This is a genomic window from Allobosea sp. BK604 (assembly GCF_004341515.1).
Taxonomy (GTDB): domain Bacteria; phylum Pseudomonadota; class Alphaproteobacteria; order Rhizobiales; family Beijerinckiaceae; genus Allobosea.
Map to the genome: position 1 here is coordinate 158,729 of NZ_SLZF01000009.1, position 26,845 is coordinate 185,573.

A 26,845-nucleotide genomic window follows, 5' to 3' on the forward strand; every position below is an offset into this window, starting at 1 on the left:
CGCGAGAAGTCAGTTGCACGTTGGTATCGACGACACCTTGGTCTCGGTCGGCGTGCGCCTATCGGCGGGCTTGCCGTCAGTAGACGCGTTCCTTGGGCGGGATCGACGCGACATCGTTCGACAGCGGCCGCAGGCGCACAGGGCGGTAGGCGAGCCGCGCCGCGCCGGCGTCGTCGAGCCAGCAGCGGGTATGCTTCAGCCAGGCCACGTCGTCGCGCCCGGGAAAATCCTCGCGGGAATGCGAGCCGCGGCTTTCGGTCCGCGCGATGGCCGAGCGCAGGCTGACCTGTGCCTGCGCCATCATGTTGTCGAGTTCGAGCGCCTCGACGAGCTCGGTATTGAAGATCATCGAGCGGTCCGACAGGCGAAGGTCGTGGTGCAATGTCCTGAAGATCTCGCCGAGCCGGGCCGCCCCCTCGTCGAGCAGCGGACCGTCGCGGAAGACCGCGCAATGGTTTTGCATCACCTGCTGCATGGCGAGGCGGATCGCGCCGGTGTCGGTGCGGCCGCTTGCCGACCGAATACGGTCGAGCCGCGCGAGCGCCCGGTCGGTCGCCTCCTGCGGGATCGGCGCGTGCCCCTCGCCCGCTCGCAGCGTCGCGACCGCACGGTTCGCCGCGGCGCGGCCGAAGACGATGATGTCCAGCAGCGAGTTCGAGCCGAGGCGATTGGCGCCGTGGACCGAGACGCAGGCCGCCTCGCCGATCGCCATCAGCCCGCGCACCGGCGCATCCGCGCTCGCCGGCTGCCCGCTCAACACCTCGCCGTGCAGGTTCGTCGGCACGCCGCCCATGTTGTAGTGCACGGTCGGCAGGACCGGGATCGGCTCGCGGGTGACGTCGACGCCGGCGAAGATCCGCGCGGTCTCGCTGATCCCGGGCAGCCGCTGGTGCAGCAATTCGGCGCCAAGATGTTCCAGATGCAAATGGATATGGTCCTTTTGCGGACCGCAGCCCCGGCCTTCGTTGATCTCGATGGTCATCGCCCGGCAGACCACGTCACGGCCCGCGAGATCCTTCGCGCTTGGGGCGTAACGCTCCATGAAGCGCTCGCCCCCTGAATTCGTGAGATAGCCCCCTTCGCCGCGCGCGCCCTCGGTGACGAGGCAGCCCGAGCCGTAGATCCCGGTCGGATGGAACTGCGTGAACTCCATGTCCTGCAGCGGCAACCCGGCCCGCAACGCCATGGCATTGCCGTCGCCGGTGCAGGTATGGGCGGCCGTGCAGGAGAAATAGACACGTCCGTAGCCCCCGGTCGCCAGGACCGTGCGATGGGCGCGGAAGCGATGCAGCGTGCCGGCCTCGATGTTCCAGGCGAGCATCCCGCGGCAGCTGCCGTCCTCGTCCATCAGCAGGTCGAGCGCCAGATACTCGACGAAGAACTCGGTCCCGTGCTCCAGGCAACGCTGGTAGAGCGTGTGCAGGATGGCATGGCCGGTGCGGTCGGCCGCGGCGCAGGTCCGCTGCGCCATGCTCTTCCCGTAATCGATCGTCTGCCCGCCGAACGGCCTCTGATAGATCCGCCCGTCTTCCGTGCGGGAGAACGGAACACCGTAATGCTCGAGCTCGAGCACGGCGGGAACCGCCTCCCGGCACATGTATTCGATCGCGTCCTGGTCCCCGAGCCAGTCGGAGCCCTTGACGGTGTCGTACATGTGGTAGCGCCAGTCGTCGCCATCGCCCATGTTGCCGAGCGAGGCGGCCATGCCGCCCTGGGCCGCGACCGTGTGGCTGCGGGTCGGGAACACCTTGGTGACGCAGGCCGTCTTCAGCCCGGATGCCGCCATGCCGAGCGCGGCGCGCAGGCCCGCGCCGCCGGCGCCGACGATGACCACGTCGTAGACGTGCTCGACGATGTCATACGCGCTCATCCGCAGGCCCTCCGGAGCGGATCAGCGGCCGGCGCTCTGGCCGCCGTCGACATGGAGGATCTCGCCGGTCACGAACGGCGCGGCCTCGAGATAGAGCACCGCCTGCACGATGTCGGAGATGTCGCCCATATGTCCGAGCGGGTGCATGCCGTCGAGCGCCGCGTGGCTCTCCGGCGGGTGCATCGGCGTGCGAATGATGCCGGGCGCGACGGCGTTCACGCGGATGCCGCGCCCGGCATATTCGATGGCGAGCGACCTCGTCGCGGCATTGAGCCCGCCCTTGGTCAGCGCGGCGAGCACCGCCGGCACCTTCGAATTCGCCTGTTCCGCCAGCGTGGTCGTGATCTGCACGACATGGCCGCCGCCACGCTTTTCCATCTGCGCGATGGCAAGCTGCGTGATGTGGAAGAAGCCGGTCGTATTGACCCCGAGCACCATCAGGTAGTCGGCCTCGGTATAATCGGTGAACGGCTTGGCGATGAAGATGCCGGCGTTGTTGACCAGCGTATCGACCCGCCCGAAGCGCGTCACGGCCTCTGAGATGACCCGTTCGGCCGTGCTGCGCTCGGCGATGTCCCCGGCCACGGCGAGGATATCCGGATCGTCCGACGGCCTCATCGAGCGCGCCGTCGCCACCACCCTGTAGCCACGTTCCCGATAGGCGCCGGCCAGCGCCGCGCCGATGCCCTGCGATGCGCCGGTGATGAGCGCAACCTTCCTGTCGCTGTCCATGGCGACCTCCTGTTTCCCGGAATTGGCGAATGCATGAGGATGCCGGCCGCGACCACGCACCCCGTGAGGGTCAGGCGCCGATCTGGCCGACGTAATGTCCCAGCCGCGTCTCGACGTCGCCGGGCTTGTGGAAGCCGCGCTGCATCAGCTTCTCGATGCGCTGCTGCGCCGCCGGACGCTTCAGCGCGCCGAGGAAGGCGCCCCATTCCGGCGCGATGTCGGCATCGGCGGGGAGGCTCGCGATATCGACGAGGTGCTTGGTCTCCGCCAGCGCCTGCCTGTCGAAGGTCGCGATGCGGCTCGCCAGCGCATCGACGAAACGGTCGAGCTCCGCGTCGGGGAAGGAGCGGTTGACGTAGCCGTAGCGCTCGGCGAGCTCGCCATCGACGTCGTCGGCCCCAAGCAGAACCTCGAGCGCACGGCCGCGGCCGATCAGCCGCGGCAGCCGCGCCATCGGCCCGCCGCCCGGCACCAGCCCGGCCCCGACCTCCCATTGCGACAGGATCGCCTTCTCCCGGCTGGCGAAGCGCATGTCGCAGGCGAGCGCCAGCTCGCTGCCGACGCCGGTCGCGCGGCCGCGGATCTTGGCGATCGAGACCACCGGAGCGCGGCTGATGCGGACCAGCATGTCGGGAAGCTGCTCCAGGCCGGTCGGCCCCGGCGGCAGCCCCAGCGTCTCCTCCGGTGCCGCGAGAAAATCGTAATGGGTGATGAAGGAGCCTTCGACGGCGCTGTCGAAGACCACGACCTTGACGTCGGGGTCGGTCTCGAGCGCCGTGACCATGGCATTCATCTGCGGCAGCGCCTTCGGCCCGAAGATGTTCAGGGGCGGATTGTCGAAGGTGACGTACCAGAAGGCCGGCGTATGCCGGACCACGCGAAACTGTTCCTTGTCGGCCATGCCCGCCTCCATTGCTCGGGCCGGGATCGTCCCAGCATCAATTGGATGACAGGAGGCCGGATCGATCTCCATCGCACCTAGGTATCGTCGATACCTAGGTCTCGGCAGCGGCTGTCGATCCCGGGCCGCGATGTTCACCAGTTCGGATGCGCTGCCTCAGGAGCCGAATAGCCTGTCCTTGCGCCACAGGGCGGGGAAGAGCCGGGACCAGAGGATGGCGATGCCGATCGTCGCCATGCCGCCGACGACGACGGCAGGAACAGCGCCGATAAGGGTCGCCAGCATGCCGGATTCGAACTCGCCCAGCTCGTTCGAGGCGCCGATGAAGACGCTGTTGACGGCGGAGACGCGCCCGCGCAAGGCGTCCGGCGTCTCGCCCTGCACCAGGCTCTGCCGGACATAGACGCTGATCATATCGGCCGCGCCGGCGACGAACAGGCTCGCCATCGAAAGGGGCAGCGAGGTCGACAGGCCGAAGACGATCGTCGCGACGCCGAAGATGCCCACCGCGATCAGCATGCGCTGCCCGGTCTTGCGCTGGAGCGGCCAGGTCGCAAGGAGGATGGCCATCGTCACCGAGCCCATCGCGGGCATGCTGCGCAACGCCCCGAGGCCGAGCGGGCCGACATGCAGGATCTCGGCCGCGAAGATCGGCAGCAGCGCCACCGCGCCGCCGAACAGCACGGCGAGCAGATCCAGGCTGATCGCGCCGAGCATGATCGGCTGCGACCAGATGAAGGAGAGCCCCGCCGTGAAGACCGCCCAGGTCAGCGGCGGCCGGGCCGAGCCGGCCGCGTGGCGGGACCGCGTCGCGAGGATCGAGACGCTGGCGAGCGCATAGCCCACCGCCGCGAAGCCGAAGACGGCGGACGGTCCGAGGGCATAGAGGAAGCCGCCAAGCGCCGGCCCGAGCACCGAGGCGCTCTGCATCAGCGAGGCGTTGCAGGCGATCGCCGATGCGAACAGCTCGCGCGGCACCAGGGTCGGCAGCAGCGCCTGCATGGCCGGGTTCGCAAAGGCCCGCGCCGTGCCGATCAGCGCGACCAGCGCATAGATCGGCCAGATCGCGCCCGGTTCGGTCCTGGCGATCAACAGCAGCAGGCCGCTCGCCACGGTTTGCGTGCCATAGGACAAGGCCGCGACGAGCCTGCGATCGAAGGTGTCGGCGACATAGCCGGTGAGCGGCGCGCACAGCACCACGGGCAGGAAGCTGGCGAGGCCGATGAGCCCCAGGGCGAAGGCCGACCGGGTGATGTCATAGATGAACCAGCCGATCGCGACCGCCTGCATCTGGAAGGCCAGTTGCGACAGGACCCGGCTGACCGCGAAGCGGCGGAAATCGCCGGATCGGAACACGCGCCAACCGGACGCTTCTCCGGCGAAGATCCGTTTCATCATCTGCATGGGCTGAGGGCGTCCGTCAGATCACCGGTTTGCGACGGCGCCCTCCTAGCATGGCCGCGCGGCCTTCCGTTGCGCATATATCGCCGGGATGCCCGGACCGAGCGCTGGGCCGGATCGCGTTCGATCCGGCTTCTGCGCGGCCCGATCATACGCAGGTATGAGGTCGCTATCCTCTGGTGCGATTAAGACGATGGCAGGCTCCCGCTAGGGTCAGGCGATGGGGAAGAACCCCGTGGGGAGCACCTGGAGCATCCCGCGCGCTTCTCGCGAAGCTTCAGAGGAGATTGCCATGACCCGCCAGACATCCGACAGAGAGTTCCCCGAGACAGCTTCGCGGCTTGATCGCCCTGTCGCTCATGCGGCGGCCGCGACATCGGAGCAGGTCGACGACAACCGCCGCAGCTTCCTCGGCACGATCGCGCTTGGCGCCGCACTCACCCAGCTGGGCATAGCGAAAGCACGCGGGCAGACCCTGGACGCGCCAGGCGCCGGTCCCTCCGGGGCCGGCCGCGCGGGGCGCACCTCCTTCACGTCGCTCAAGCAGGTCAAGGCGGGGGAGCTCGACATCGGCTATGCGGAGGCCGGACCGGTGGACGGCCCGCCGGTGCTGCTGCTGCACGGCTGGCCCTATGACATTCATAGCTATGTCGATGTCGCGCCGATGCTGGCCCAGGCCGGGTTTCGCGTGATCGTGCCCTATCTGCGTGGCTATGGCAGCACCCGCTTCCTGTCGGCGCAGGCGCTCCGGAACGGCCAGCAGGCGGCGCTGGGCGTCGATGCCATCGCGCTGATGGATGCCCTCCGCATCGAGAAGGCCGTCATTGGTGGCTATGATTGGGGCGCGCGCACCGCAAATATCGTGGCCGCGCTCTGGCCCGAGCGCTGCAAGGCGATGGTCTCGGTCAGCGGCTATCTGATCGGCAGCCAGGAGCTGAACAAGGCGCCGTTGCCGCCCAAGGCCGAGCTGCAATGGTGGTACCAGTTCTACTTCGCCACGGCGCGCGGCGAGGCGGGCTACGCGAAATACACCCATGATTTCGCCAGGCTGATCTGGCAGCTCGCTTCGCCCGAATGGAGGTTCGACGAGGCAACCTTCGCGCGCTCGGCCGCGGCCTTCGACAATCCCGACCACGTCGCAGTCTCGATCCACAATTACCGCTGGCGGCTTGGCCTTGCACAGGGAGAGGCAAGGTTCGACGCAATCGAGCAGAAGCTCGCGACGCTCCCCACCATCGCAGTGCCCACGATCACGATGGAAGGTGACGCGAATGGCGCACCTCACCCGGAGCCGGCCGCCTATGCCAAGCGCTTTACGGGTCGATACGAGCACCGTCTGATCAAGGGCGGCATCGGACATAACCTGCCGCAGGAAGCGCCGCAGGCATTCGCTCAGGCGATCATCGATGTCGCCCGATTCTAAAGCATTTTCGAGCGAAGTGGACGCCGGTTCGCGTGATGAAAATGCGTCAAAACAAAGAGATAGAGAATTTGCGCGGTTCGGAGAAACGCGGAAATGCTCCAACCAAGGAGCGGGAGCGATGAAGCTTGCTGTCCTGATTCCTTATGCTGGCGCGGCCGTGGCGGCCGGCATCGTCGCGGTCGGGGCCTTTGCCCAGGGGATGGTTCAAGCCAAACCCGCGTCGCCGATCTACGGCGTCGTGATCCCCGACGGCTATCGGCAGTGGGAACTCGTTGCTCCGGCCTTGGAGCACGAACCGCTCAACGAGCTTCGCTCGGTCCTCGGCAACAAGACGGCAATCGACGCTTATCGCGCTGGTTCGCTGCCCTTCCCCGATGGTACCGTGCTGGTCAAGCTGGCCTGGAAGCACATCCAGTCCCCGGAATTCGAATCCGCGCTCGTGCCGGGGCAAGCCACCACGGTGCAGGTCATGGTCAAGGATTCGAAGCGATATCCGGCATCGGGCGGCTGGGGGTTTGGCCGGTTCGTCGATGGCAAGCCGGTCGACGAAGCCCAGCACGAGACCTGTTTTGCCTGTCACGAGGCGCGGGTGAAAAGCCGGGATTACGTCTTTACGCGGTTTGCGCCGTAGAACGCTCGCTCCAGGACGAAAAGGCGAGCCAGCCTGTCGGCCGGGAGGGCGGCTGCGCCCTCCGGGACTTCGACACGCCCAGATCATCGGACCGGATATCGTGTCCGGCCCTATGATCCAGTGTCTTGTCGGATAGTCCTGGATGGGCCGCGGGCTAGAGTATTTCCGCGTTTCTTCGAATCGCGAAAATTCTCTATCCATTTGTTTTGACGCATTTTCTTCACGCGAACCGGTATCCACTTCGCTCGAAAATGCTCTATCCGCCGTCGACCATTCGGTTGCGACTATTCCATCGCCCGCGTGGCGTCGGATCCATGGCCATTCGCGGCCCTCATGTCCGGGACGCCCGGCCATTCGCGTGGCTCCTGGCCAATGATCAGCCGCAGCAGATCGGGACGCGCATAATGTCCTGCGGCATCGACGGCCGACTTGGCCGCAAGGACCGCCTCCATCGAGCCCTCGGCGAGCAGGATGGTCTCGCCCTCCGCGGGGCCCGCGATGACCTCGCCGCGCGGATCGATGATGCAGCTCTGCCCCGTGTGCTCGTAGGTGGCGAGCTCGCGATAGCGCTCCGGCACGTCCTCGATCAGCCTTATGCCGGCGGCGCAGATGACATAACAGGCCGCCTTCGAGGCGAAGGCACGCGAGAGCAGCAGCTGGCGCGGCCAGATGACGTCGGGATAGGCCGGCGCGGCGGCAGGCTCCCGGCCCGGCCAGGCCGCGACATGGATCTGGGTGCCCTGTGCCGCCAGCGCATGCCCGGGCAGGAAGACATTGTGCTCCCAGCAGTTCAGCCCGCTGATCCGGCCATAGGGCCGCCGGTGAACCCTGAGACCTTCGGCGTCACCATCGCCCCAGACGGCCCGCTCGACATGCGTGCTTTTCAGCTTGCGGTGGCGGCCGAGGACCTGCCCCTCCCGCCCGATGAAGAGCAGCGTGCAATAGACGGTGCCGAAGGTCGCCGTGTCGCGTTCGACCACGCCGATCACCACGTCGATGCCGCCCTCCCTGGCGGCGGCGCAGAGCCGCTCCGTCTCCGGGCCCGGGATTTCGATGGCATTGGCCTGGTACTCGGCCATCGCCTGCCAGCTGAGCGGGCGGCATTCAGCGTCGGCGAAGAAGGGATAGCCGTGAAGCCAGGCCTCGCCGAAGGCCGCGATGGTCGCGCCGGCCGAAGCGGCCTCGCCGATCAGCCGGCAGGCCTTCTCCGTCGCAGCATCGCGGTCGAACAGGATATGCCGCGCCTGGATCGCGGCGAGCGTGAACCGTCCCTCAACCGGCATGACCGTTCTCCTGCCTGTCCTGTATCGCCCCCGACTACGATGGTGAGACGCCGACTGACATAATGAAATCGAAACTGTATTATCCGCCGCATAAACGATCATTATCGAGCTGCCCTTGGCGAGAAATCTCGACATCGCGCTACTTCGCGCCTTCGATGCGATTGTCGCTGCCGGCGGCATCACGGCGGCCGCGCGCCTGCTCAACCTCACGCAGGCAGCCGTCAGCCTGCAGCTCAAGCGGCTCGAGGAGAGCCTTGGTTGCCGCCTCGTCGAGCGCGGCCGGGCCGGCATCCGCCTGTCTCCGCAGGGTGAGCGGCTGATCGGGCAGGCCCGGCTCCTGCTGCGTCAGAACGACGAGGTCTGGGCCGCGATGAAGACGCCGAGATTCACCGGCGAGGTGCGGCTCGGCATGCCGTCCGATCTCGTGCGACCGTTTGGAACGCCGGTGCTGCGCCGCTTCGACCGGGCATGGCCGCAGGTCCGCGTGACCATCGTCTGCGACACGAGCGGGCGCCTGCTGGAGCAGCTCGAGCGCCGAGGGATCGACCTCGCGATCGTCGTGCAGTCCGATGCGGCGCATGGCGAGACGTTGCGGATCGAGCCCCTTTCCTGGGTCGGGGCGCGCAACGGCACCGCGCACAGGCGAGAGCCCCTGCCGCTATCGACCGGCGATGAGAGCTGTCCGCACCGCCCGGTCGCGCTGAAGGCGCTCGCAGCGGCAGGGCGTGATTGGCGCTTCGTCTGCGAAGTGGCGAGTTTCGAGGCGATCTGCGCACCCGTGGAGGCCGATATCGCCATCTCGCCCATGTTGCCCTCGACAATGCCCGAAACGCTGGACGTGCTGAACGAGGCGGACGGCCTCCCGGCCTTGAGCGACTTCATCATCGCTCTCCATCTGCCGCGGGCCGGCGCGAGCGAGGTGGCGCTGGAATTGGCGCGTCACATCCGGGACCTGCATCGCGCCTAGAGCATTTTCGAGCGAAGTGGATACCGGTTCGCGTGAAGAAAATGCGTCAAAACAACTAGATGGAGAATTTTCGCGATTCGAAGAAACGCGGAAATGCTCTAGCAGAACGCCCGGATCATCGCACCGGATTGGCCGCATCGGCGAGGCTGACGGTGCCGCCGAGAAGGCAGCCCACCGGCTTGTCGCCCGCAAACCCGAGACGCACGCCGATCTCGGACAGCGCTCCCATCGCCCGCCCCTGAAGGACCCTGATGCGCTGGCTGTCACGGCCGACCAGGCCGTTCTTGAGAAGTCCGAATGCCAGGGCTGCTGCGGCGATACCGGTTGCGGCATCCTCGGGATAGCCGGAGGATTTCGGGAACTGCCGGGCCTCGAAACGCCGCCTGGCCTGATCCTCGATCGCATAGGGATAGAGGCCGGTCGAGCCGATCTGCTCGCAACAGGCCTCCGTCCGCGTCATATCCGAGGAAAGCGCGTTCAGAAGCGCGACGCTCTTCATCGGGATGAGCGTTTTCACGCGCGACGTCACTGCGTTCTGGATCGGCAGGTCGAGAAGATCACCACGCGACAGCCCCAGGGCCGCCAGCACCGCGCTTTCCTGTTCTGCCGTGAGGTCGACGACCTTGCCGGCGGGCTGGCTGATCTCGACCTTGGGATCGCTGGCGCTGCTCAGCTCGACAAAGCCGGTCACGGGGCCGCTCCTGGTCTCGATGCGGACCTGTTCGGCCACCAGCCTGCCGGCCACGGCGAGGCACCAAAGGCCGCCGATGGTGGCATGCCCGCACATCTCCATTTCGTGACGTGGCACCCAAAACCGGAAAACATAGTCGGAATCGGGCGTGGCAGCCGGGAGCACGAAGCCGGATTCGTGACCGAAACGCTGCGCCACGGCCTGCATGTCGGCTTCTTGCCATGTCGATGCATCGATCGCGATGGGGCATGGGTTCCCGCCACGGCCCTGATGCGTGAAGACATTGACGAGCGTGATGCCGTTCATGATCCGGATTCCAGGGTATTTTCAAGCGAAATGGGCAGGCCGGCGAAGCCGCGCCGGCATGCGAGGTTGTCCCGTTCCCATTAGGAAACGGCATCCCGGGCTGCGCGACCCGGCGGGCCATGAATCGCGCCGGATCAGGCCAATCCGCGCCTGATGTCGGTTGGCGCGCGCCCCGTGGCCCGGCGCATTGCGCGCGCCAGAGCGGAGCCGGATTCGAAACCGACGCGCCAGGCGATTTCACCCACAGGGAGCGTCGTTTCAGCCAGCAAATCCCGAGCCTGCCGGATGCGCTCGCGCTCCTGGAACGCGGCAATCGATGAGCCGGCATGATCGCGGAACAGGCGCGTCACCTGGCGCCTGGACAAGCCGAACCGATCGGCGATCAGATCGAGCGGCAGAGCCCTGTCGGCATTCTGGCTGATGAACGCCTTGATCTCCGAGATCAGCATCTCGCCATGCCCCTCCTGGCGAGCGCCGGAGAGTTCCTCGCCTCGCTCGATCTGGGCAAGGCAGTTGATCAGCAATGCCGCCGCCACATGGCCGCGCGCCGCCTCCAACATCGTATCGCCGGCTGCGCCGCCCTGACAGAGGGCCTGGAGCGAACGCATGTCAGCGGTCATCGCGAAAATGGCCGGCCGGGTGAGCCTCGCCCGGACGCGGCTCAACGAGCCGATCCGATCGTCGATCGTCTGCAGTTGCCTGTCCGACGCATAGATCGCCAGATGCCGATGAGCCGGCCGGAGAGCCGCGCTCTGGTGATTGAAGCCGCGCGGAACCACCACGAAACGGTCCTCGCTCAACCAGGCCCCGCTTTTCCTGGACTCGTCGCGGAATTCGACAGCGCCGGCATGCGGCAGGAACAGCATCAGGCAATCATGCCAATGCCATGGCGTCCGGTAATCGGGGCCGCCGCCGATCAGACCCAACTGCTCGTGATTGTCGACCAGCCTTGAGGCAGGCGACGAGGAATCGCGGAGATGCTGGATGGACCGGAGCATGACCCAGCCTAGCAGCCCAGGCGCGCCCGGAAAATCATCTGTCCGCGGACGGAAGCGGGTCGGCGATGTTGGCCACCACGCCGGCCTCGGGTGTCGATTTGCCGTGTCAGCGCTCGCCATCTCCGGACATTGGGCTATGGCCAGGAAGCGAACATTGAAGGCTTAGAGATGTTGCCGCCTAGCGTCCTACTCGGAGACCCGAGGTTTCCTAAACCGTGGGTCAGGGGTTCAAATCCCTTCCGGGACGCCAAAACATCCACTTAAAATCATTGAGTTTATGCCAAAGCGGCAATGCCTCTGCGATGGCCGAGGGCGCTACTTGGACAGAATTTGGACAGGTTTAATCGTAGAGACTCAGGCTGCGAGTGGGTCTGGGCGACTCTTCCAGCTGCGATTGTCGCCGGGTTCGCCAATCTGATGTAGCGTGCGAAGTTATCGTCGCCGCCTCGGGGGAGATTGCTTGACACTGATACTGGACCCGGTTCAACCGCCCCAGAAGGTGGCTGATAAGACGTATGTCGTCGGGCAGGACGACATCTCGGAATTGAACCTCTCATTCGGAGAAGTCGACCAGATCGTTATGTCGTCCGAAGAGCACGATGAGAACTCGCCCTTCTCATTGAGCTACAGGGTTCTGGAAGATTTGTCCGTGCTGAATGTCGAGCGCCGGGCGGTGGGCTACAAGAAGCTCGAATTCACCCTGAAGTGCTATGCATCCGCGCGACATCGTGGCGTGAACTTCAAGAATGATGCGTCAGGCTATGAGCTCGGCCCGGTGCTCTGGAGCCTGTGCGGAAAGTATGAGGTTCTCAGCGGTTACGGCGACGTCGACTACGCGCATGGCATCGAGTGTCTTGTGCTTGGCAATCCCGAACATCTACGTTTCGCCCTGACGGAAGTAACAGCGAAAGGCCCGATCGAAAGCCTGTCGCGCTTTGGTGATTTCCATAGACAGTTGCGAAGCAAATTCGCGACGCCACAGGCCTGGGTTGATTATGAGCTAGATGGCCGCGCCGAGTGCTCTTGCGACCACATCGGCGTCGTTCGATCCGCTAGCTTGCGCCGACTCTTCGACCAAGGCTTGGCCGTTGACGACATCAAGTCGCACTTGAAATGCGTCGGGTGCGGCAGCAAGTCGGGCTTCCGAATCGACCCCGTGTACAGCGAGCGAACACCTCCGAATTTCAGGCATCGCACCATGTGGGTGCCGCCGCGGGAGAAGCTGGTCGACAAAGAGGAAAAGCGTGGGGGCAACTCGGATCTGCGGGATCTCTACGATACCCTCGGCGGCGATGGCACAGGCTCGATGTATCTAGGGGACGGACTTTCCGTCTCGTCTTCCGGAAGCCTGTATGACGACTAGCGAGCCTACCGCTTGAGCCCATTCCGAAACGCGATCCGTAGTTCAAGGATCGCCTTGGTGAAGGCCTCGGCAAGCGGAAGCGTCGCGTCGGGATTGGCCATGAATTCCTCACGGCCAAAGACGCGGTCGAACGTGAACATGATCAGCAGCCCTTCGCCCTCGGCACGGCTCTTCCCGCCGCATATCTCCAGGAGCCCGTTGATCTCGTTCACCCGCTTTCCGAACAGCGTCGCGACGTCGTCATAGATCGAGCGGGCCGGCTTCATGAAGTCCTTTAGGCCGGCACGGACGATCGCCTCGATCCTCGCGTCCAGGTCCGGCGTCCTGAGCCCGGCCTCGGCGCATTCCATGACGCACAAAGCGGAGTAGAGGCAGCTGACGCTGTGGAAGCCGCGGATCGAGATGACGGCCCGCTTGACACGATCACCGCCGTCGAAATGCGCGGCAATCTTCAATAGCCCGGCGATCGTCGGGTCGTGGAACGGGTAGAAGCTCCGAGCGACGAGACGGAAGACGTCCTCGTCGGTGACCTTTTTCTTGTTCCAGAACATTTAATCGACCACCAGCAAGCTAATCTTTGATCTCTTTGCGCCCGCGGCCTCAGCGGTCAACGTTTCGCTCAGGCCCTGAAACATCGTTTCAGCTACTCGCTTGAGATCGGTATCGTACGATGGCTGAATGCCGTTGATCCGCTCAGTCCCAGAGAAAAGCGTAGGGATCGACACGGACAGTATGTGCGAGCCGCGCCGTCTTACCAAGGGTACCGGTGCCGTCAGCTAGGTGCATTTCATAGGATGTGAAAGCACCAGTATTTAACCCAACGCACCAGATGGCCCTGCGGCGCGCGACCAGTCGCCGGTCCCCGGTCATTCAACCCGGCTACGCAGCTGCCTTCTAGTCTTTCGAGGAGCGCTCGGCATCGTCCGCATTGCTGGGTGCCCTATTGTTGCGCATAGTCGGGATGCTGGGGGCTACGCGCGATGACGGCTACAACTACCGATGTTCTGGTAAAGCCGGACATGCAGGCTGTCCTGTCTAGGACGCATTTGGCGCATGACCTGCACGGCTTTTTGCTTCCTGTCCTGGAAGCCATTTCGAATGCGATGGACGGGATCGGCGCCCGTTTTGGTGAGGAGGCCAAGGAAAAGGGCCAGATCCACATTCACATCAGAAACCCCAACGATCCAGCCAAACTGATCGTTAGCGTGACCGATAACGGCATAGGGCTGACGGATGAGAACTATCTCTCGTTCAAAACGCCATTCAGCGGCTACAAGCTTCACCAGCGCGGACGCGGCTTCGGGCGTTTCATCGCCTTCAAGGTTTTCTCAAGAATCCTTTATTCGAGCCGATACGAATTCTTCACTGACGAGAAGTTGCGAGCCTTCCGCTTCGACATTCAACAGGAGCAGGAATTTACCTTCCAGGACGGCGGTCCTGAATTCGCAGGCACCGGACTCTGTGTGGAGTACGGTCAACCTCTGACGAATTGGTGGGACCTGATCCGGGAACTGCAGCCCAACGACATCATGGAGGCCATCGGCAGCCATTTTCTGCCCTATTTTCTCTATCGGTGGCTTCCGAAGATCACCATCCAGCTGGATGATGATCCACCCGAAAATATAACCAGCCACTTCAAAGATGTCTTCGTTCAGATCGATTCCGGACAGTTCCAGTGCGAGATTGACGGCGCCGATGAGACGCTGACCTACTCACTCACGCGGATTCCAAGGAGCCGGCAGTTTAAGAGCCACTGCCTGCTGCTATCCGCAGCAGATCGCATCGTCGGCTACCCTCGTGACCTGACCAACAAGCTCGGCCAGCCGCATTTCCTGGACGAGAACAGCAGGCCTTACATCGTAATTGCCGTCGTGCGCGGCGACGCATTCGAAAGGCGCCTCAACGACGCTCGGACTTCCATCAATCTTTCACCCAAGGCGATCGAGACGATCGTGTCTTCGGTCTCTGACGCCATTCAAGCAAAGGAGAAGGGACAGATCGACAAGATCAAGTCGGAGCAGTCGGCTGACCTGACCGGCGCCCTTCGAGAAAACCCAATCTTGCGCCTCGGCCTGAGAGGCCGGTCACTCACGGATTACGTCGCAGCGAAGCCTAACCACTGGAAGGCGGAGCAATTCGTTTCGGACCTCGCTATCGAACGGTTCCGGGCCACGGCGGATCTCACAAAACAAATCACAGCCGCCGCCAGCAGCCCTGCGGACTATGAGCGTAGGATCAAGGATCTGGTCGACAAGCTGGATGCGGGCAAAAAGGAGGCGCTGGCCGAATACGTCATTCATCGAAAGAACATTATTGCACTCGTAGAATCCGCCCGGAAGTATCAGGACGATGGCAAACGGGCGCCGGAAGACGACATTCACGAACTCGTTTTCAGGCGCTTCAGCGACAACGTCCAGACCGGGTATTTCGAGCACAATCTCTGGCTGATCGACGATGCGCTCAGCTTCTTGCCCTACATATCGAGCGACCGGGCGATGCACGGCAAAGGCCGCAAAGCCGGAGACAAAATCACCGATCTCGTCTTCTTCGATGACAGTATGGTGCTTGGAGATGAAGACGGTAGCACGCTGACCATCGTGGAATTCAAGCGCCCGAGCCGCGATGACTACAGGTTCGGCAACGTCAAAACAGATCCGGTCCTGCAAGTCATCGAGACGCTGGAGGGTGCCATCGCGGCTGGAGGAATTACCCGGACAGACGGCTCGCATATGAGTTTCGCCGGCGTCGTCAGGCGCTTCGCATTTATCGTGGCCGATCTCACGCCTTCCCTCCACAAGGTGCTGAAGGGTCATGATTTCAAGAACGACTGGAATCCCAAGATGTATATTCGCTATCGGGACAACGAGCGAATCTTCATTCAAGCTCTCGGCTACGAAACCCTCCTTGAGATGGCAAAAAAACGAAACCAAGCCTTCTTCTCGGTCTTGCTAGACGAGTAGACTGCGGACGCCGAGAGCAGAGAAAATGCCAGCGGACATTTCAAATCATCAGTCCAAACGAATTCAACGACGTTCAGGCGACCGCGCATTGTCCATATATGATAAAGAAATACTATGTCGACGAAAGCGGTAACAGTGGCAATCTTACACGTTCGGGCAAAGGTTTTGAATTTGCCCAGCAGCAAATCTTCTCACTTGCCTGCCTGGGCGTTGAAAATGCAGACGCGCTTGAAGCTGAAATCGCCAGGCTGAAGATTGCCCACCATATTCAGGCGCCCGAGTTCAAATCGTCCCTAGTGCGCGCGCGCATCAATCTCCTGCATCGACGCCGCATCGGCGGCCTCACCCTCTTTCATGACGAGCAGGTCCAATTCGACGACATCCTTCGGAGCGCCAAGCAGGGCGCCGAGGAACTTGCTCGGATGGGCTCTGTGCCAGTGATGCCTTCCGCCGACTACCATTTCGAGGAGCAAGCAACGTTTGTATTCGCGCACCCGCATGCCTCGCCCGGTATCCAAGCGGCTGACATCCTTGCGGGCTTCGTGATGCGATTCGCCAGAGATCTACTGTATGGCGAACGCGCACCGACCGATCAGGCGCAACGAGCCTTTCACCGCCTTGTGGCGCTGACCGATGCTGCGGACGGGCGTGGCGTTTGTGCTCTCGCGGTATGATATACACCGGCTTGGCATCGTGCCCGAGCAAAGGTTCTCTCCTTCTGGCATGTGAGTTTCCAGTCCGCACGTGTTTGCCGTCTCCAAACAAGAATGCCGGTGGCGCTTCCGTTGGGCATGCTGCGTGTCGCTCAGCACCGCTCCACGCCTGAGGGCGCTTCGGCTGCAAAGTTTGCTAAGCGAGCTGCCAGCGATGCCCCCGGCGATATCCGCTGTTCTCGGCGATCATGCGCCTTGGCAATGCGAAATCACCTGTCGATGACAGGATGTATCGCTCGGCGAACGATACCTGCAGTGAGTTGACGTACTCCATGTTCTCGCGAGCATTCACCAGCGGCCGTCCGTCTCTAATTGCCGACAGATCGCGCTGAAGCATCTCGGCTTTCGCTTTGAGTTGAGGCTGAAGCTCGCGCAGTTTGTCTGCATCCGGGCCTATTCCCAGCAGCGCCACCGCGCTGGCTCTCCGGATGCTATCCTCACACATGCGAAGAGCGTTCTCGATCATCTCGACAATGCTGGGACACCAAAACGCGATCGTCAGCTCTGGCGATATCGGCAGGTAGATCTCAATACCCTTCACCTCCAGACCGAGATTACCATAGGGAAACGTATCCCGCTGGTTTGCGAGCACGACGGGCGTATCACCGAGCAGAAACGTCTCTCCCGGAACCGCCTCCATCAACACCATGACCTTGTTGGTGTAAGAGCGCAGGAAATCGGGCATGCCTTTCCCGATAAGCATCAGCGCTGAAAGCTTGATGGCCTCGGGATCGTCGCTGTCGCGCAGCTGGGGAACGGCGTCCGGATCGTCGCCATTCTCGCGAAGCCGGCCACGTATTTTCTCTGCGACGTCCAGCATGCTGGTGCGCGTGTGGACGCCGCGGATGCGTTGAAGCGCTGCGAAGACCAGAATTGCCGCGCGTTCGCTTTCTTCCAGGCACATCAACGTGCGGTGCGCGATCAATTTGCGGAAAGCCGGAGCTGCCGCGTGCTCGATTTTGCCCATGCCCTCTTCAAGGCAATAGATGGTCTCGCCATCCTGGAACGTGTTGAAGTCACGCTCTCGCAGAATGTTCTCCGGCGACGTCCGAAAGGTCCGACCCTCGTGTTTGTCGAACACATGAACCTGCCGCTTCTTGCCGCTTCCCGAAGTGGCAAAGGCATCTTGCAGCATGATTGGCACATGATGCTGGCCACGTGCGGTCGATCGATTATTCGGCATGATCTTGCATCCAGGAGGCATCACTATCTGTGATCGCAGCGGCGCGCCGCAAGTCCGGGGAGCTGCCCTTAAACAGTGAAATCGCCGTCTCCGCCTCAGCGGCAGACCGCGCTTTCGCCGGCGCACGCGCCTGCACCGAACCCGCCATGCGGTTTCAGTCCATGCGGGCGACGATCGCTGAAGGGAATATCTGATGGTCGGCTGCAGCCGCTGGTTTGCCCACGTGATCACACTGGCGGGAAACGGACGTTCCAGACGTCAGCATCGGGCCAACCCCGTCGCCGACGACTCGCGCCCGGTTGACAAAAACGATTATCGATAATAGCGACGAGGGAGTGCTGATATTGAGACGAGCCTGATGAGCGCAAAACGCGAAACGCCCGAGCCGGGAACCGTCATCACCCGCGTCGAGCTGCGGATTTTCTCCTTCCCGATCGAAAACGTGGCGCGCGGGATCGACCTGCCCGGGGCGAAGTCGCAGCGCACGCGCCTGGCCGTCCGGATCGAGACCAGGGATGGCTCGCGCGGCGAATATGTCGGCGGCAACGACACGATGTTCGGCCAGGCAAGGCTCGCCGCCAAGGCGCTGGTCGGCTTCGGCGCGCTGGAGCGCGAGCATTTCTACGAAGAGATGAAGCGCGATCTGCGCAAGACCGACCGGATGGGCGTCGGGGTCTTCGACAACGCGCTCTGGGATCTCGCCGGCAAGCGCTTCGGCGCCTCGGTCAGCGACCTGCTCGGCGGCAGTCGCGGCCGGTTGCCGGCCTATGCCAGCACCTGGCATGGCGGCGAAGGGGGCGGCCTCGACCGGCCCGAGGACTATGTCGCCTTCGCGGAGGAATGCCGCGAGCTGGGCTATCGCGGCTTCAAGGTGCATGGCTGGAAGGACGATGATCCCGAGCGCGAAGCCCAGAATGTCCTGCTGCTCGGCAAGTCGCTGGCCGGGCGCATGGCGCTGATGATCGACCCGGGCTGCCATCTGCGCACGTTCGCCGATGCCTTGCTGGTCGGGCGCGCCTGCGACGAGGCCGGGTTCTACTGGTACGAGGATCCGTTCAGCGATGGCGGCCTGTCGAGCCACGCCCATCGCCGGCTGCGCGAGCTGATCAAGACTCCCCTGCTGATCGGCGAGCATGTGCGCGGCCTGGAGGCGATGGCCAACCTGCTCGTCGCCGACGGCACCGATTTCGTCCGCGCGGATCCGGATTTCGACATGGGCATCACCGGGACGATGAAGATCGCCCATCTGGCCGAGGCCCTGGGCCTCGATGTCGAGCTGCACGCCCCCGGGCCGGCGCAGCGGGCCTGCATGTCGGCGATCCGCAACAGCAACTTCTACGAGCTCTCCATGGTCGGCCCGAGCCGCGGCTGCTTCACCGGCGACTTCTACACCTGCGGCTATAGCGATGCGCTCGATTCGGTCGGCAAGGACGGGTGTTTCCCCGTTCCCCAACGCCCCGGCCTCGGGGTCGATTACGACTGGGGCTATATCGAGAAGCAGACCCTGGAGCGCTACGAACACAAGCTCTAGCGCATTTTCAGGGCGAAGTGGACGCCGGTTCGCGTGAAGAAAATGCATCAAGACAACGGGAGTGAGGGTTTTCGCGCTTCGGATACACGCGAAAATGCTCCGGCGGCGCCGCCCTCCCCTGCCTTTCCCAGCAAAGGCCGAGATCTCAGCGAGGCGAAGACCTTGCGGTCGTGAAAAACTATTCCAGGGAGGTCAGCATGAGGACGATCCATCGCCGTCAACTTCTCGCCGGAGCGGCTGCCGGTGCCGCCGCGGCGGCGCTTCCGGGCCCGGTCTCGGCGCAAAACCCCAGGCCGCTGCGCGTCGCCGTCTCGGCAACGAACATGTTCTCGCTCGATCCGCGCCGCAGCGTGCAGAATGCCGACCAGTTCATCTCGCGGCAGATCTACGACTCGCTGATGGACCCGCCCTACGGAACCTTCGATCTCGCCTATGACAAGGTCCTGAACGAGATCGCGGAAAGCTGGCAGGTCTCGCCCGATGCCAGGACCTGGACGGTCAAGCTACGCCGCGGCATCAAATTCCACCGGAATGCCGGCGAACTGACCGCCGCCGACGTCAAGTACACCTATGACAGCATGACCGATCCGAAGAGCGCCTCGACGCAGCGCATCTATCTGTCGGATCTCGAAACCGTCCGCATCGTAGACGACTATACCGTCGAATTCCTGCTCAACCAGCCCAACCCGACCTTCCACGCCTCCGGGCTGATCTCGATCATCGGCTCGATCATCCCGCGCCAGGCCGAGAACGTGCCGTTCGAGACCTTTTCACGCTCGCCTATCGGCAGCGGGCCCTATGAATTCGTGACGGTCGATCCCAATCGGGGCGTCGTGCTCAAGGCCTTCGACGGCTATCACGGCGCCAGGCCGAAGATCGAGACGATCGAATTCCGCTACATGGCCGACCCGACGGCGCGCACGCTCGCCTTCCTGAAGGGCGACCTCGACATCATCGAAGGCGCGCGCCTGCCGGGATGGGTCGACCAGTTGCGGCAACAGAAGCCGGATACGATCTTCGACCAGACCCGCCCGGGAAGCATCAACACGCTCTACTTCAACATGAGCCGCAAGCCCTTCGACGATGTCCGGGTGCGGCGGGCCTTGCGCTACGGCATCGACCGGGAGGTGTTGATCAAGGCCTTTGGCGGCATTGCCGGGCCGAGCTGGGGGGTCAACCCGCCGGAGTTTCCCGGCGCCTTCACGGAAAAGGAGCTGCCGGAGGAGCTGCGCTATTACTACGATCCGAAGAAGGCCCGCGCCCTGCTCGCCGAGGCCGGCCTGGGGCGGGGCCTGAAATTCGAGATCATCATGACCCAGCGCGAGGACTATGCCTCGATCATGCTGATGGTCCAGGACATGTGGCGCTCGATCGGCGTCGACATGGCGATCCGCACGATCGACCACACCACCTATCACTCCGAGAAGAACAAGAACGTCAACGCAGTCGTCCTGCAGTCATCGACTTTCGCGCCGGTCGAAACGCAGATCCCCCTCGCCTATTTCCACAGTTCGGCGGTGGTCAAGTCGGATGGCAAAGGGCTGAACAATTACAGCCATTACGGTGTCATCGGCGGGGGCGGCGTCGATGATCTGCTGGACAAGGCGCAGACCGAATCCGATCTGCAACGGCGGCAGGAGATCATTCGCCAGGCCGAGCTGAAGATCCTCGCCGACATGCCCGCCTTCACGATCTGCACGCTGTCATTCGTCTTTGCGCGCAATCCGCGGCTCTCGCTCGGGTTCGACGTCAAGGCAGGCTATGCGCGCTACCGCCTGTCGCAGGCGCAGTTCACGGCCTGAGCCGACCATGATCGTGAGCCGCATTCTCGATGCGATCCTGACGGTGTTCCTGGTGCTGTGCCTGGTCTTCGTCGCCATGCGCGTGCTTCCCGGCGACCCCGCCGTCTCCGCCCTCGGCGAATATGCGACGCCCGAGCAGCTGGCGCAGTTCCGCCAGCGCTTCGGCCTGGACGTTCCGCTCTGGCAGCAGTTCATCCATTTCTTCGTCAGCATCGCCACGCTTGATCTGGGGACATCGCTGATCTCGGGCCAGCCGATTTCCGAGATCCTGCTGATCAACCTGCCCTATACGCTCGAGCTTTCCTTCGCCGCGATGATCGTCGGGATGCTGCTCGGCGTTCCCATCGGCGTCCTCTCCGCCACCCGCAGAGGCTCGTCCGTCGACTACCTCGCCCGCATCGTCGCGCTGGCGGGCTTCTGCGTCCCGGACTTCTTCCTGGGAGCGCTGATCCTGATCGTGTTCGGCCTGAAGCTCGATCTCTTCCCGGTCATGGGCGGCGGAAGCGGCCTTGCCGAGCGGATCAGCCATATCGTGCTCCCGGCCATGACGCTGGGCCTGGTCATGGCCGCATTCACCAGCCGATTGACGCGCTCGGCCCTGCTCGAGGTCCTGAAGCGCGACTACATCCGGACCGCCCGGGCCAAGGGCGTCGAGGAGCGCTGGGTGACCTATCGCCATGCGCTGCGCAATGCCCTGATCCCGGTCGTGACCGGCTTCGGCATCTACATCCTGACGATGCTGTCGGGCTCCATCGCCATCGAGCTGATCTTCGCGCGGCCCGGCGTCGGCAGCGTGCTCGTCAACGGCATCGCCAGCCGGGACTATCCGATGGTGCAGGCCGGCCTGCTGGTCTTCGCCCTGTTCGTCGTCCTGGTCAATTTCACCATGGACATGCTCTACGTCCTGATCGACCCGCGCCTGAGGAGGCAGGGCTGATGACGTCCGCCCGCATCGAACCTCCCGTCGCCGCGGTCGCGGGGCATCCGACCCGAAAAAGCCCGTGGCTCTCCCTGTTTGCCGATCCGGTGACCGTGACGGGCCTCGTCCTGATCGTGCTGTTCTGCCTGATGGCGGTCTTCGCCGACCTGCTGGCGCCGTACGATCCGCTCAAGCAGAACATCATGGCGATGAGCCGGGGTCCCTCGAGCGTGAACTGGCTGGGCACCGACCGGTTCGGCCGGGACATCCTCTCGCGCGTCATCCACGGCGCGCAGCCCTCGCTGGCACTGGGCATCACCGCCCCGCTGCTGGCCGGCGTGCTCGGCACGGCAATCGGCATGCTCGCCGGCTATTTCGGCGGCTGGATCGATCGCGTGATCGGGCGGCTCAGCGACGTCCTGATGGCCTTCCCGTCGCTCCTGATCGGCATCATGATTGCCGCCGCGCTCGGGCCGGGTTTCACCAACCTCGTCGTGGCGATCGCCTTCGCCTTCCTGCCGCGCTTCATCCGCGTCGCCCGCGCCTCCACCATGGCGATCCGCGCCGAACCCTACATCGATGCCGCCATCGCGTCAGGACAGGGCCCGATCCGCATCCTGCTGCGCCATGTTCTGCCCAATATCTCGGGCCCGCTTGTCGTCGTCGCGACCCTCTGGGTCGCCACCGCCATCCGGATCGAAGCCAGCCTGAGCTTCCTGGGGCTCGGCACCCAGCCGCCGGCGCCAAGCTGGGGCAACATCATTCGGGATGGCCTGACCGAGATGCTGGTCACGCCATGGCCCGTGCTTGCGGCAGGGCTCGCGATCACGATATGCGTGCTGGCGTTCAACATGGTCGGCGATGCGATCCGCGACGCCCTGGATCCGGAAACCCGTGACTGAACCACAGACCAGGGGGAAGACCGTGAAAACTGCGGGCAATGCTGCCGTAGCTCGCGTGCCCCAGGGGCACGAACAGGCGCTGCAGCTTGGCGTGCCCAATTACATGCGGGTCGCGGAGGCGATCCGCCATGCGGTCATCGACGGCCAGTTCGAGGACGGGCAGCGCCTGACCACGCTGGAGCTCGCCAAGCTTTACGGCCTGAGCCTGGCGCCGATCAGGGAAGCCCTCAATCACCTCTCCGCCGAAGGCATCGTCTTGCTTCATCCCAAGCGCGGCGCGATCGTTCGCTCGATCTCGATCGATTTCCTCGCCGAAATCTACGAGGTCCGCCTCGGCCTCATTCCCTACCTGGACGGCCAACGCGCCGGGATCGCCACATCCGCCACGGTCCAGGAGCTGCTGGCGATCGAAGAGCATTATGAAGCCGCGGCGAACCGCGGCGATTGGCCGGAGTCGATCGCCCGCAATATCGAGCTTCACCGCACCATGCTCGCCATCCGTCCCAACCAGGAGGCGGTCCAGATTCTCGCGCGGCATCACGGGCTGCTGAAGGCGCTGCGCAATCGCTACGGCTTCTCGTTGGCGAGGCCGGGCCAGGTCATCCAGGAACATCGGCAACTGATCGACGCCTTCCGGCGCAATGACGGCGACGAGGCCTTCAAGTTCAGCGCGATCCATCTGCGCAATTCGTGCGAAGAGCTGATGGCCCTGATCGGTTCCGGAACCCTGTCCGAATAGGTCCGCATCTTGTCCACGATGTCGTGACGTGCGGTTGAATGCCGCCTCGGTCAGCGGCCCTGCAGGGCGATCAGATTGACGTCGATCGTCCGGGCGCGGAAGCCCGCTTCGCAGTAGCAGAGATAGAATTCCCACAACCGCCGGAACGGCTCGTCGAAGCCCAGGGGCGCGATCTCGGCCCAGCTCTCCAGAAAGCGGCGGCGCCATTCCTTCAGGGTCAAGGCATAGCTGTCGCCGAAGTCGAGCTGTTCGACCACGTCAAGGCCTGCCGTCCTTGCGCTGAGTTTCAGCACCGGGACGGATGGAAGGCACCCACCGGGAAAGATGTAGCGCTGGATGAAATCGGTGCCCTGCTGGTAGCTCTCGAACAGCGCATCGTCGATCGTGATCGCCTGCAGGACGACGCGGCCACCGGGGCGCAGCGAGCGACTGAGGGTGTCGAAATACGACGGCCAGTAGGCGCGGCCGACCGCCTCGATCATCTCGATGGAAACGATGCGATCGAACTGGCCCGCGACGTCGCGATAGTCCCGGAGCTCAATATCGACGCGGGCGGCCAGTCCGGCCTCGGATATGCGTTGCTGCGCGGCTTCGCGCTGCGCCGGCGACAAGGTGATCGCCGTCACCCGGCAACCTTCCCGAGCCAGCCGCTCCGCCAGCGCGCCCCAGCCGCAGCCGATCTCGAGGACATGCTCGCCGCCCGAAAGATCGAGCATGGCGACGATCCGGTCCAGCCGGCGCTGCTGGGCGGCCTCGAGCGTCTCGCCCGGCGCCTCGTAGAGAGCCGAGGAGTACATCATGCTGGCGTCAAGCCAGCGACCGTAGAACTCATTGCCGAGATCGTAATGCGCCGTGATGTTGCGACGGCTGCCGCGGCGCGTATTGGCGTTCAGGACATGCCGCAGACGGTTGAGTAGGCGGGACGGCAACGCGCCCGACACGAGCTCGCGCAGCGTCGCGTCATTGCGCGCAGCGAGCTCGATCAGCACCGTGAGGTCCGGCGTATGAAGGTCGCCGTCGCGATAAGCCTCGGCCAGGCCGATATCGCCGTCGAGCAGAAGGCGGCGTATCGGGCGCCAGTCGTTCAGGATCAGCGTCGCCTGCGGGCCTGGCGCCGCCTGCGCGCTGCAAAGCCGTTCGCCCTCGGGCGTGAAAACCGTCAATTGGCCGATGGCGATGCGGGAGAGCAGGCGGCGCAGGAACCAGCGCGACAGGCCGATGCCGCGCGCCGGAGCGAAGGCCTGCTCGGGCATGCGAAGACGCTGTTCGGTATCGGGCCGGCTCATGGCTGCACCGGACCTTTCGCGTGCGGCGCCACGGCGCTGCCGAGACTGAAGGGGCGCTCCGGCGCGGCCGGATGAGGCCGCCAGCGGATACGCTTCGCGAGCAGCCGCAGCGCATGCCAATGGATGGCGGCGGTGACCTTCAGCGTGAGGAGAGGATGCGAGACGAGCAGCCGCAGCAGGGCGGCATCGCTCAGTTCCGTTCGCTTGCCGCTCAGTACGGCCGTGATCAGGCGCCCCTCGGCGTCATGACCATCGATGGCGACGGAAATGCGCTGCCCCGGAGGGGTGACCGTGAAAGCGTAGCGCATGTCGAGCTGCATGAAAGGCGAGACGTGAAAGACCTTTTCGGCCTCCTGTCGAAGCGAGCTCTGATCGGCCTCAACCGGAGAGACATAGCTGTGGGTCTCGCCGAAGGTGTTGTGCACCTCGTAGACCGTGGCGCAGAGGCTGCCGTCGCGGCGGTAACAGAAATAGGTGCTGAGAGGGTTGAACGCGTAGCCCAGGATGCGCGGCATGGTCAGCAGCCGGATCGGGCCGCCATCATGCGCGATCCCGGCGTCGCTCAACGCGACCTCGATCTGCGGGCGCAAAGCCCGGCCACTGCGATCCCCGTAATCCGCCTCGCGAAAAGCGTAGAGATTGAAGCGGTTGCGCGAGAACAGCCTCAGTTCTGCAGCGAGGCGATCGATCTCGTCGAGATCGATCAGCATCCAGAAGACCCTGTAGTTCAGCGCATGTGACCGGGGGCGAAAGCGATGATGCCGCACCCGGCCGACATAGAGGGCGGATCGCCAGCTCATGCGGCCTGCTCCAACCGGGGCAGGTTCGGAATGCGCCCCGACTCGTTGCGCACCCGCCAGGGCCGGCGGACGCCGCCGAGTGCCTCGCCGACGGCGAGCCCGGCCTGCAGCCCGTCCTCATGGAAGCCCGAGCCGAAATAGGCGCCGCAGAACCAGCTGCGGCGCGCCCCCTGCAAGGCCCAGAGCCGCTCCTGCGCGGCGAGCGCCGCCGCGTCGAACAGCGGATGCTCGTAGATCTCCTCATGGAGAATGCTGTCTGCACGCAACCTGTCCGGCGGGTTGAGGGTGACGAAGAAGGGCCGCTCGTGCGGCAGGCCCTGAAGACGGTTCATCCAGTAGGTGACCGCGCAGGCGTCCGGCCTGGACAGATCCCCAAGATGGTTCCAACTCGCCCAGGCGCGGCGGCGTCTGGGCATCAACGCCTCATCGCCATGCAGCACCGCGCGGTTGCGGTTGTAGCGGAACGCTCCGAGCGCCTCGGTCTCGGCCCGGGCGGGATCGGCGAGCATGGCAAGCGTCTGGTCGGCGTGGGTGGCGAAGACGACATGGTCGAAGGTCTCGTTCCAGCCCTCCCCCATCAGTGTGACGCCGTTGGCTGCGCGCTGGACCTGCCTGACCGGCGAGCCGGCCCTGACCTCGCCCGAAAAGGCGCTGCGCAACCTCTGCACATAGACGCTGCTGCCGCCGGTCACGGTGCGCCAGACCGGGCGGTCGGTGAGCTGGAGCAGCCCGTGATTGTGATGGAAGCGCAGGAAGGCGGCCGCGGGATAGGACAGGATTTCCGCGCAGGGCGCTGACCAGATGGCCGCCGCCATGGGCAGCAGATGGTCGTCCCGGAAAGCCGCACCATAGCCGCCGGCGGCAATATAGTCGCCCAGCGAAAGGTTCGCCGCTCCGCCAGCGAGCGCGTCCCTGGACGCGGTTCTGTAGAATCGGATGATGTCCTGCAACATCGACCAGAAGCGCGGACGCACCAGATTGCTGCGCTGTGCGAACAGGCCCGCGACGCCGGTGCCGCTGTATTCAAGCCGGCCCTGGTCGAGCGACACGGCGAAAGACATTTCGGTCGGCTGCGTGGCGACGCGAAGATGCTCCATCAGGGCGACGAAATTCGGATAGGTCGCCTCGTTGTAGACGATGAAGCCGGTATCTACGGGTGTCTCACCGTCATCGCCGGCGATGCGGACCGTGTTCGCGTGGCCGCCGAGGCGAGGCGCTGCCTCGAACAGCACGACCTCGTGCCCTTGCCCCAGGAGCCAGGCCGCCGAAAGGCCGGAGATGCCGGCACCGATCACGGCGATCCTCATCGCCTTTCCCTGTGCCTTCTCCATCGTCGCCTCTCTGACTGTCATGGCCGATATACGTGGCAACAGCCGGACTGGATTTGCCTCGATGCCCGTAAAAGCGCGCAGGCCTTATGACCCAGTGCCGGGCTTCCTGCGTA

23 protein-coding genes are annotated in these 26,845 nt (G+C 64.2%); 11 read left to right on the forward strand and 12 right to left on the reverse strand.

The genetic code is table 11. The features are described from left to right. Positions 1-76 precede the first annotated feature (76 nt). The 4 genes from sdhA to EV560_RS25850 all read right to left on the reverse strand — a co-directional run bounded on the left by sdhA (position 77) and on the right by EV560_RS25850 (position 4,901). Positions 77-1,870, reverse strand: coding sequence for a succinate dehydrogenase flavoprotein subunit (sdhA, locus tag EV560_RS25835; RefSeq protein ID WP_131858711.1), 1,794 nt, complete (start codon positions 1,868-1,870; stop codon positions 77-79). A gap of 21 nt (positions 1,871-1,891) precedes the next feature. Next, positions 1,892-2,602, reverse strand: a complete 711-nt coding sequence (locus tag EV560_RS25840) for an SDR family NAD(P)-dependent oxidoreductase (RefSeq protein WP_131858712.1) — start codon at positions 2,600-2,602, stop codon at positions 1,892-1,894. A 70-nt stretch (positions 2,603-2,672) separates the two neighbouring features. After that, on the reverse strand, positions 2,673-3,503 hold the full coding sequence (locus tag EV560_RS25845; RefSeq protein WP_348982263.1) for an enoyl-CoA hydratase/isomerase family protein: 831 nt from the start codon (positions 3,501-3,503) through the stop codon (positions 2,673-2,675). 156 nt (positions 3,504-3,659) lie between these two features. Next, positions 3,660-4,901, reverse strand: coding sequence for an MFS transporter (locus EV560_RS25850; RefSeq protein WP_465247041.1), 1,242 nt, complete (start codon positions 4,899-4,901; stop codon positions 3,660-3,662). Between the two features lie 295 nt (positions 4,902-5,196). Between EV560_RS25850 and EV560_RS25855 the strand changes: the two genes are divergently transcribed. Continuing rightward, entirely contained in the window at positions 5,197-6,327 is a 1,131-nt protein-coding gene (locus EV560_RS25855; protein WP_131858714.1) for an alpha/beta fold hydrolase, read from the forward strand. A gap of 199 nt (positions 6,328-6,526) precedes the next feature. After that, positions 6,527-6,958: a cytochrome P460 family protein gene (locus EV560_RS25860; RefSeq protein ID WP_465247042.1), complete on the forward strand. Its 432-nt coding sequence runs from the start codon at positions 6,527-6,529 to the stop codon at positions 6,956-6,958. A gap of 284 nt (positions 6,959-7,242) precedes the next feature. Here EV560_RS25860 and EV560_RS25865 read toward each other — a convergent pair whose 3' ends face one another. Next, positions 7,243-8,241, reverse strand: a complete 999-nt coding sequence (locus tag EV560_RS25865) for a carbon-nitrogen hydrolase family protein (protein WP_131858716.1) — start codon at positions 8,239-8,241, stop codon at positions 7,243-7,245. 115 nt (positions 8,242-8,356) lie between these two features. Between EV560_RS25865 and EV560_RS25870 the strand changes: the two genes are divergently transcribed. Beyond that, the gene (locus EV560_RS25870) at positions 8,357-9,208 is read left to right on the forward strand and encodes a LysR family transcriptional regulator (RefSeq protein ID WP_131858717.1); all 852 of its coding nucleotides are present in this window, start codon (positions 8,357-8,359) and stop codon (positions 9,206-9,208) included. A 115-nt stretch (positions 9,209-9,323) separates the two neighbouring features. Here EV560_RS25870 and EV560_RS25875 read toward each other — a convergent pair whose 3' ends face one another. Together EV560_RS25875 and EV560_RS25880 are read right to left on the reverse strand one after the other, a co-directional pair. Further along, a complete protein-coding gene (locus tag EV560_RS25875) occupies positions 9,324-10,205 on the reverse strand; it encodes a PhzF family phenazine biosynthesis protein (RefSeq protein ID WP_131858718.1) in 882 nt (293 codons plus the stop codon). 134 nt (positions 10,206-10,339) lie between these two features. Beyond that, a complete protein-coding gene (locus EV560_RS25880) occupies positions 10,340-11,323 on the reverse strand; it encodes an AraC family transcriptional regulator (RefSeq protein WP_131858719.1) in 984 nt (327 codons plus the stop codon). Between the two features lie 340 nt (positions 11,324-11,663). Here EV560_RS25880 and EV560_RS25885 point away from each other — a divergent pair, with 340 nt between their 5' ends. Further along, positions 11,664-12,566: a hypothetical protein gene (locus EV560_RS25885; protein WP_131858720.1), complete on the forward strand. Its 903-nt coding sequence runs from the start codon at positions 11,664-11,666 to the stop codon at positions 12,564-12,566. Between the two features lie 5 nt (positions 12,567-12,571). On the opposite strand, the gene EV560_RS25890 is transcribed toward EV560_RS25885, so the two are convergent. Next, positions 12,572-13,117: a hypothetical protein gene (locus EV560_RS25890; protein ID WP_131858721.1), complete on the reverse strand. Its 546-nt coding sequence runs from the start codon at positions 13,115-13,117 to the stop codon at positions 12,572-12,574. A gap of 429 nt (positions 13,118-13,546) precedes the next feature. Between EV560_RS25890 and EV560_RS25895 the strand changes: the two genes are divergently transcribed. Both EV560_RS25895 and EV560_RS25900 read left to right on the forward strand, forming a co-directional pair. Then, entirely contained in the window at positions 13,547-15,526 is a 1,980-nt protein-coding gene (locus EV560_RS25895; protein ID WP_131858722.1) for an ATP-binding protein, read from the forward strand. Between the two features lie 98 nt (positions 15,527-15,624). After that, entirely contained in the window at positions 15,625-16,200 is a 576-nt protein-coding gene (locus EV560_RS25900; protein ID WP_131858723.1) for a DUF3800 domain-containing protein, read from the forward strand. Positions 16,201-16,375: 175 nt separating this feature from the next. Here EV560_RS25900 and EV560_RS25905 read toward each other — a convergent pair whose 3' ends face one another. Beyond that, positions 16,376-17,422: a DUF4238 domain-containing protein gene (locus EV560_RS25905; RefSeq protein ID WP_165923625.1), complete on the reverse strand. Its 1,047-nt coding sequence runs from the start codon at positions 17,420-17,422 to the stop codon at positions 16,376-16,378. A 358-nt stretch (positions 17,423-17,780) separates the two neighbouring features. Here EV560_RS25905 and EV560_RS25910 point away from each other — a divergent pair, with 358 nt between their 5' ends. From EV560_RS25910 to EV560_RS25930, 5 genes are all read left to right on the forward strand, one after another. After that, on the forward strand, positions 17,781-18,953 hold the full coding sequence (locus tag EV560_RS25910; RefSeq protein WP_131858725.1) for an enolase C-terminal domain-like protein: 1,173 nt from the start codon (positions 17,781-17,783) through the stop codon (positions 18,951-18,953). 197 nt (positions 18,954-19,150) lie between these two features. After that, positions 19,151-20,755, forward strand: a complete 1,605-nt coding sequence (locus tag EV560_RS25915) for an ABC transporter substrate-binding protein (protein ID WP_131858879.1) — start codon at positions 19,151-19,153, stop codon at positions 20,753-20,755. Positions 20,756-20,762: 7 nt separating this feature from the next. Then, positions 20,763-21,692, forward strand: coding sequence for an ABC transporter permease (locus EV560_RS25920; protein WP_131858726.1), 930 nt, complete (start codon positions 20,763-20,765; stop codon positions 21,690-21,692). Further along, complete coding sequence (locus tag EV560_RS25925; RefSeq protein ID WP_131858727.1) at positions 21,692-22,576, forward strand: ABC transporter permease; 885 nt, start codon at positions 21,692-21,694, stop codon at positions 22,574-22,576. Before EV560_RS25920 ends, EV560_RS25925 begins: the two co-directional genes overlap by 1 nt. Next, complete coding sequence (locus EV560_RS25930) at positions 22,569-23,315, forward strand: GntR family transcriptional regulator (protein ID WP_165923626.1); 747 nt, start codon at positions 22,569-22,571, stop codon at positions 23,313-23,315. Before EV560_RS25925 ends, EV560_RS25930 begins: the two co-directional genes overlap by 8 nt. A gap of 50 nt (positions 23,316-23,365) precedes the next feature. On the opposite strand, the gene EV560_RS25935 is transcribed toward EV560_RS25930, so the two are convergent. The 3 genes from EV560_RS25935 to EV560_RS25945 are packed head-to-tail and all read right to left on the reverse strand — an operon-like array spanning position 23,366 to position 26,753. Beyond that, positions 23,366-24,601 carry an SAM-dependent methyltransferase gene (locus EV560_RS25935; protein ID WP_131858729.1) on the reverse strand — a complete coding sequence of 412 codons (1,236 nt, stop codon included), beginning with the start codon at positions 24,599-24,601 and terminating at the stop codon, positions 23,366-23,368. Further along, positions 24,598-25,401, reverse strand: coding sequence for a DUF1365 domain-containing protein (locus EV560_RS25940; RefSeq protein ID WP_131858730.1), 804 nt, complete (start codon positions 25,399-25,401; stop codon positions 24,598-24,600). Before EV560_RS25940 ends, EV560_RS25935 begins: the two co-directional genes overlap by 4 nt. After that, a complete protein-coding gene (locus EV560_RS25945) occupies positions 25,398-26,753 on the reverse strand; it encodes an NAD(P)/FAD-dependent oxidoreductase (protein WP_131858731.1) in 1,356 nt (451 codons plus the stop codon). Before EV560_RS25945 ends, EV560_RS25940 begins: the two co-directional genes overlap by 4 nt. Positions 26,754-26,845 lie beyond the last annotated feature (92 nt).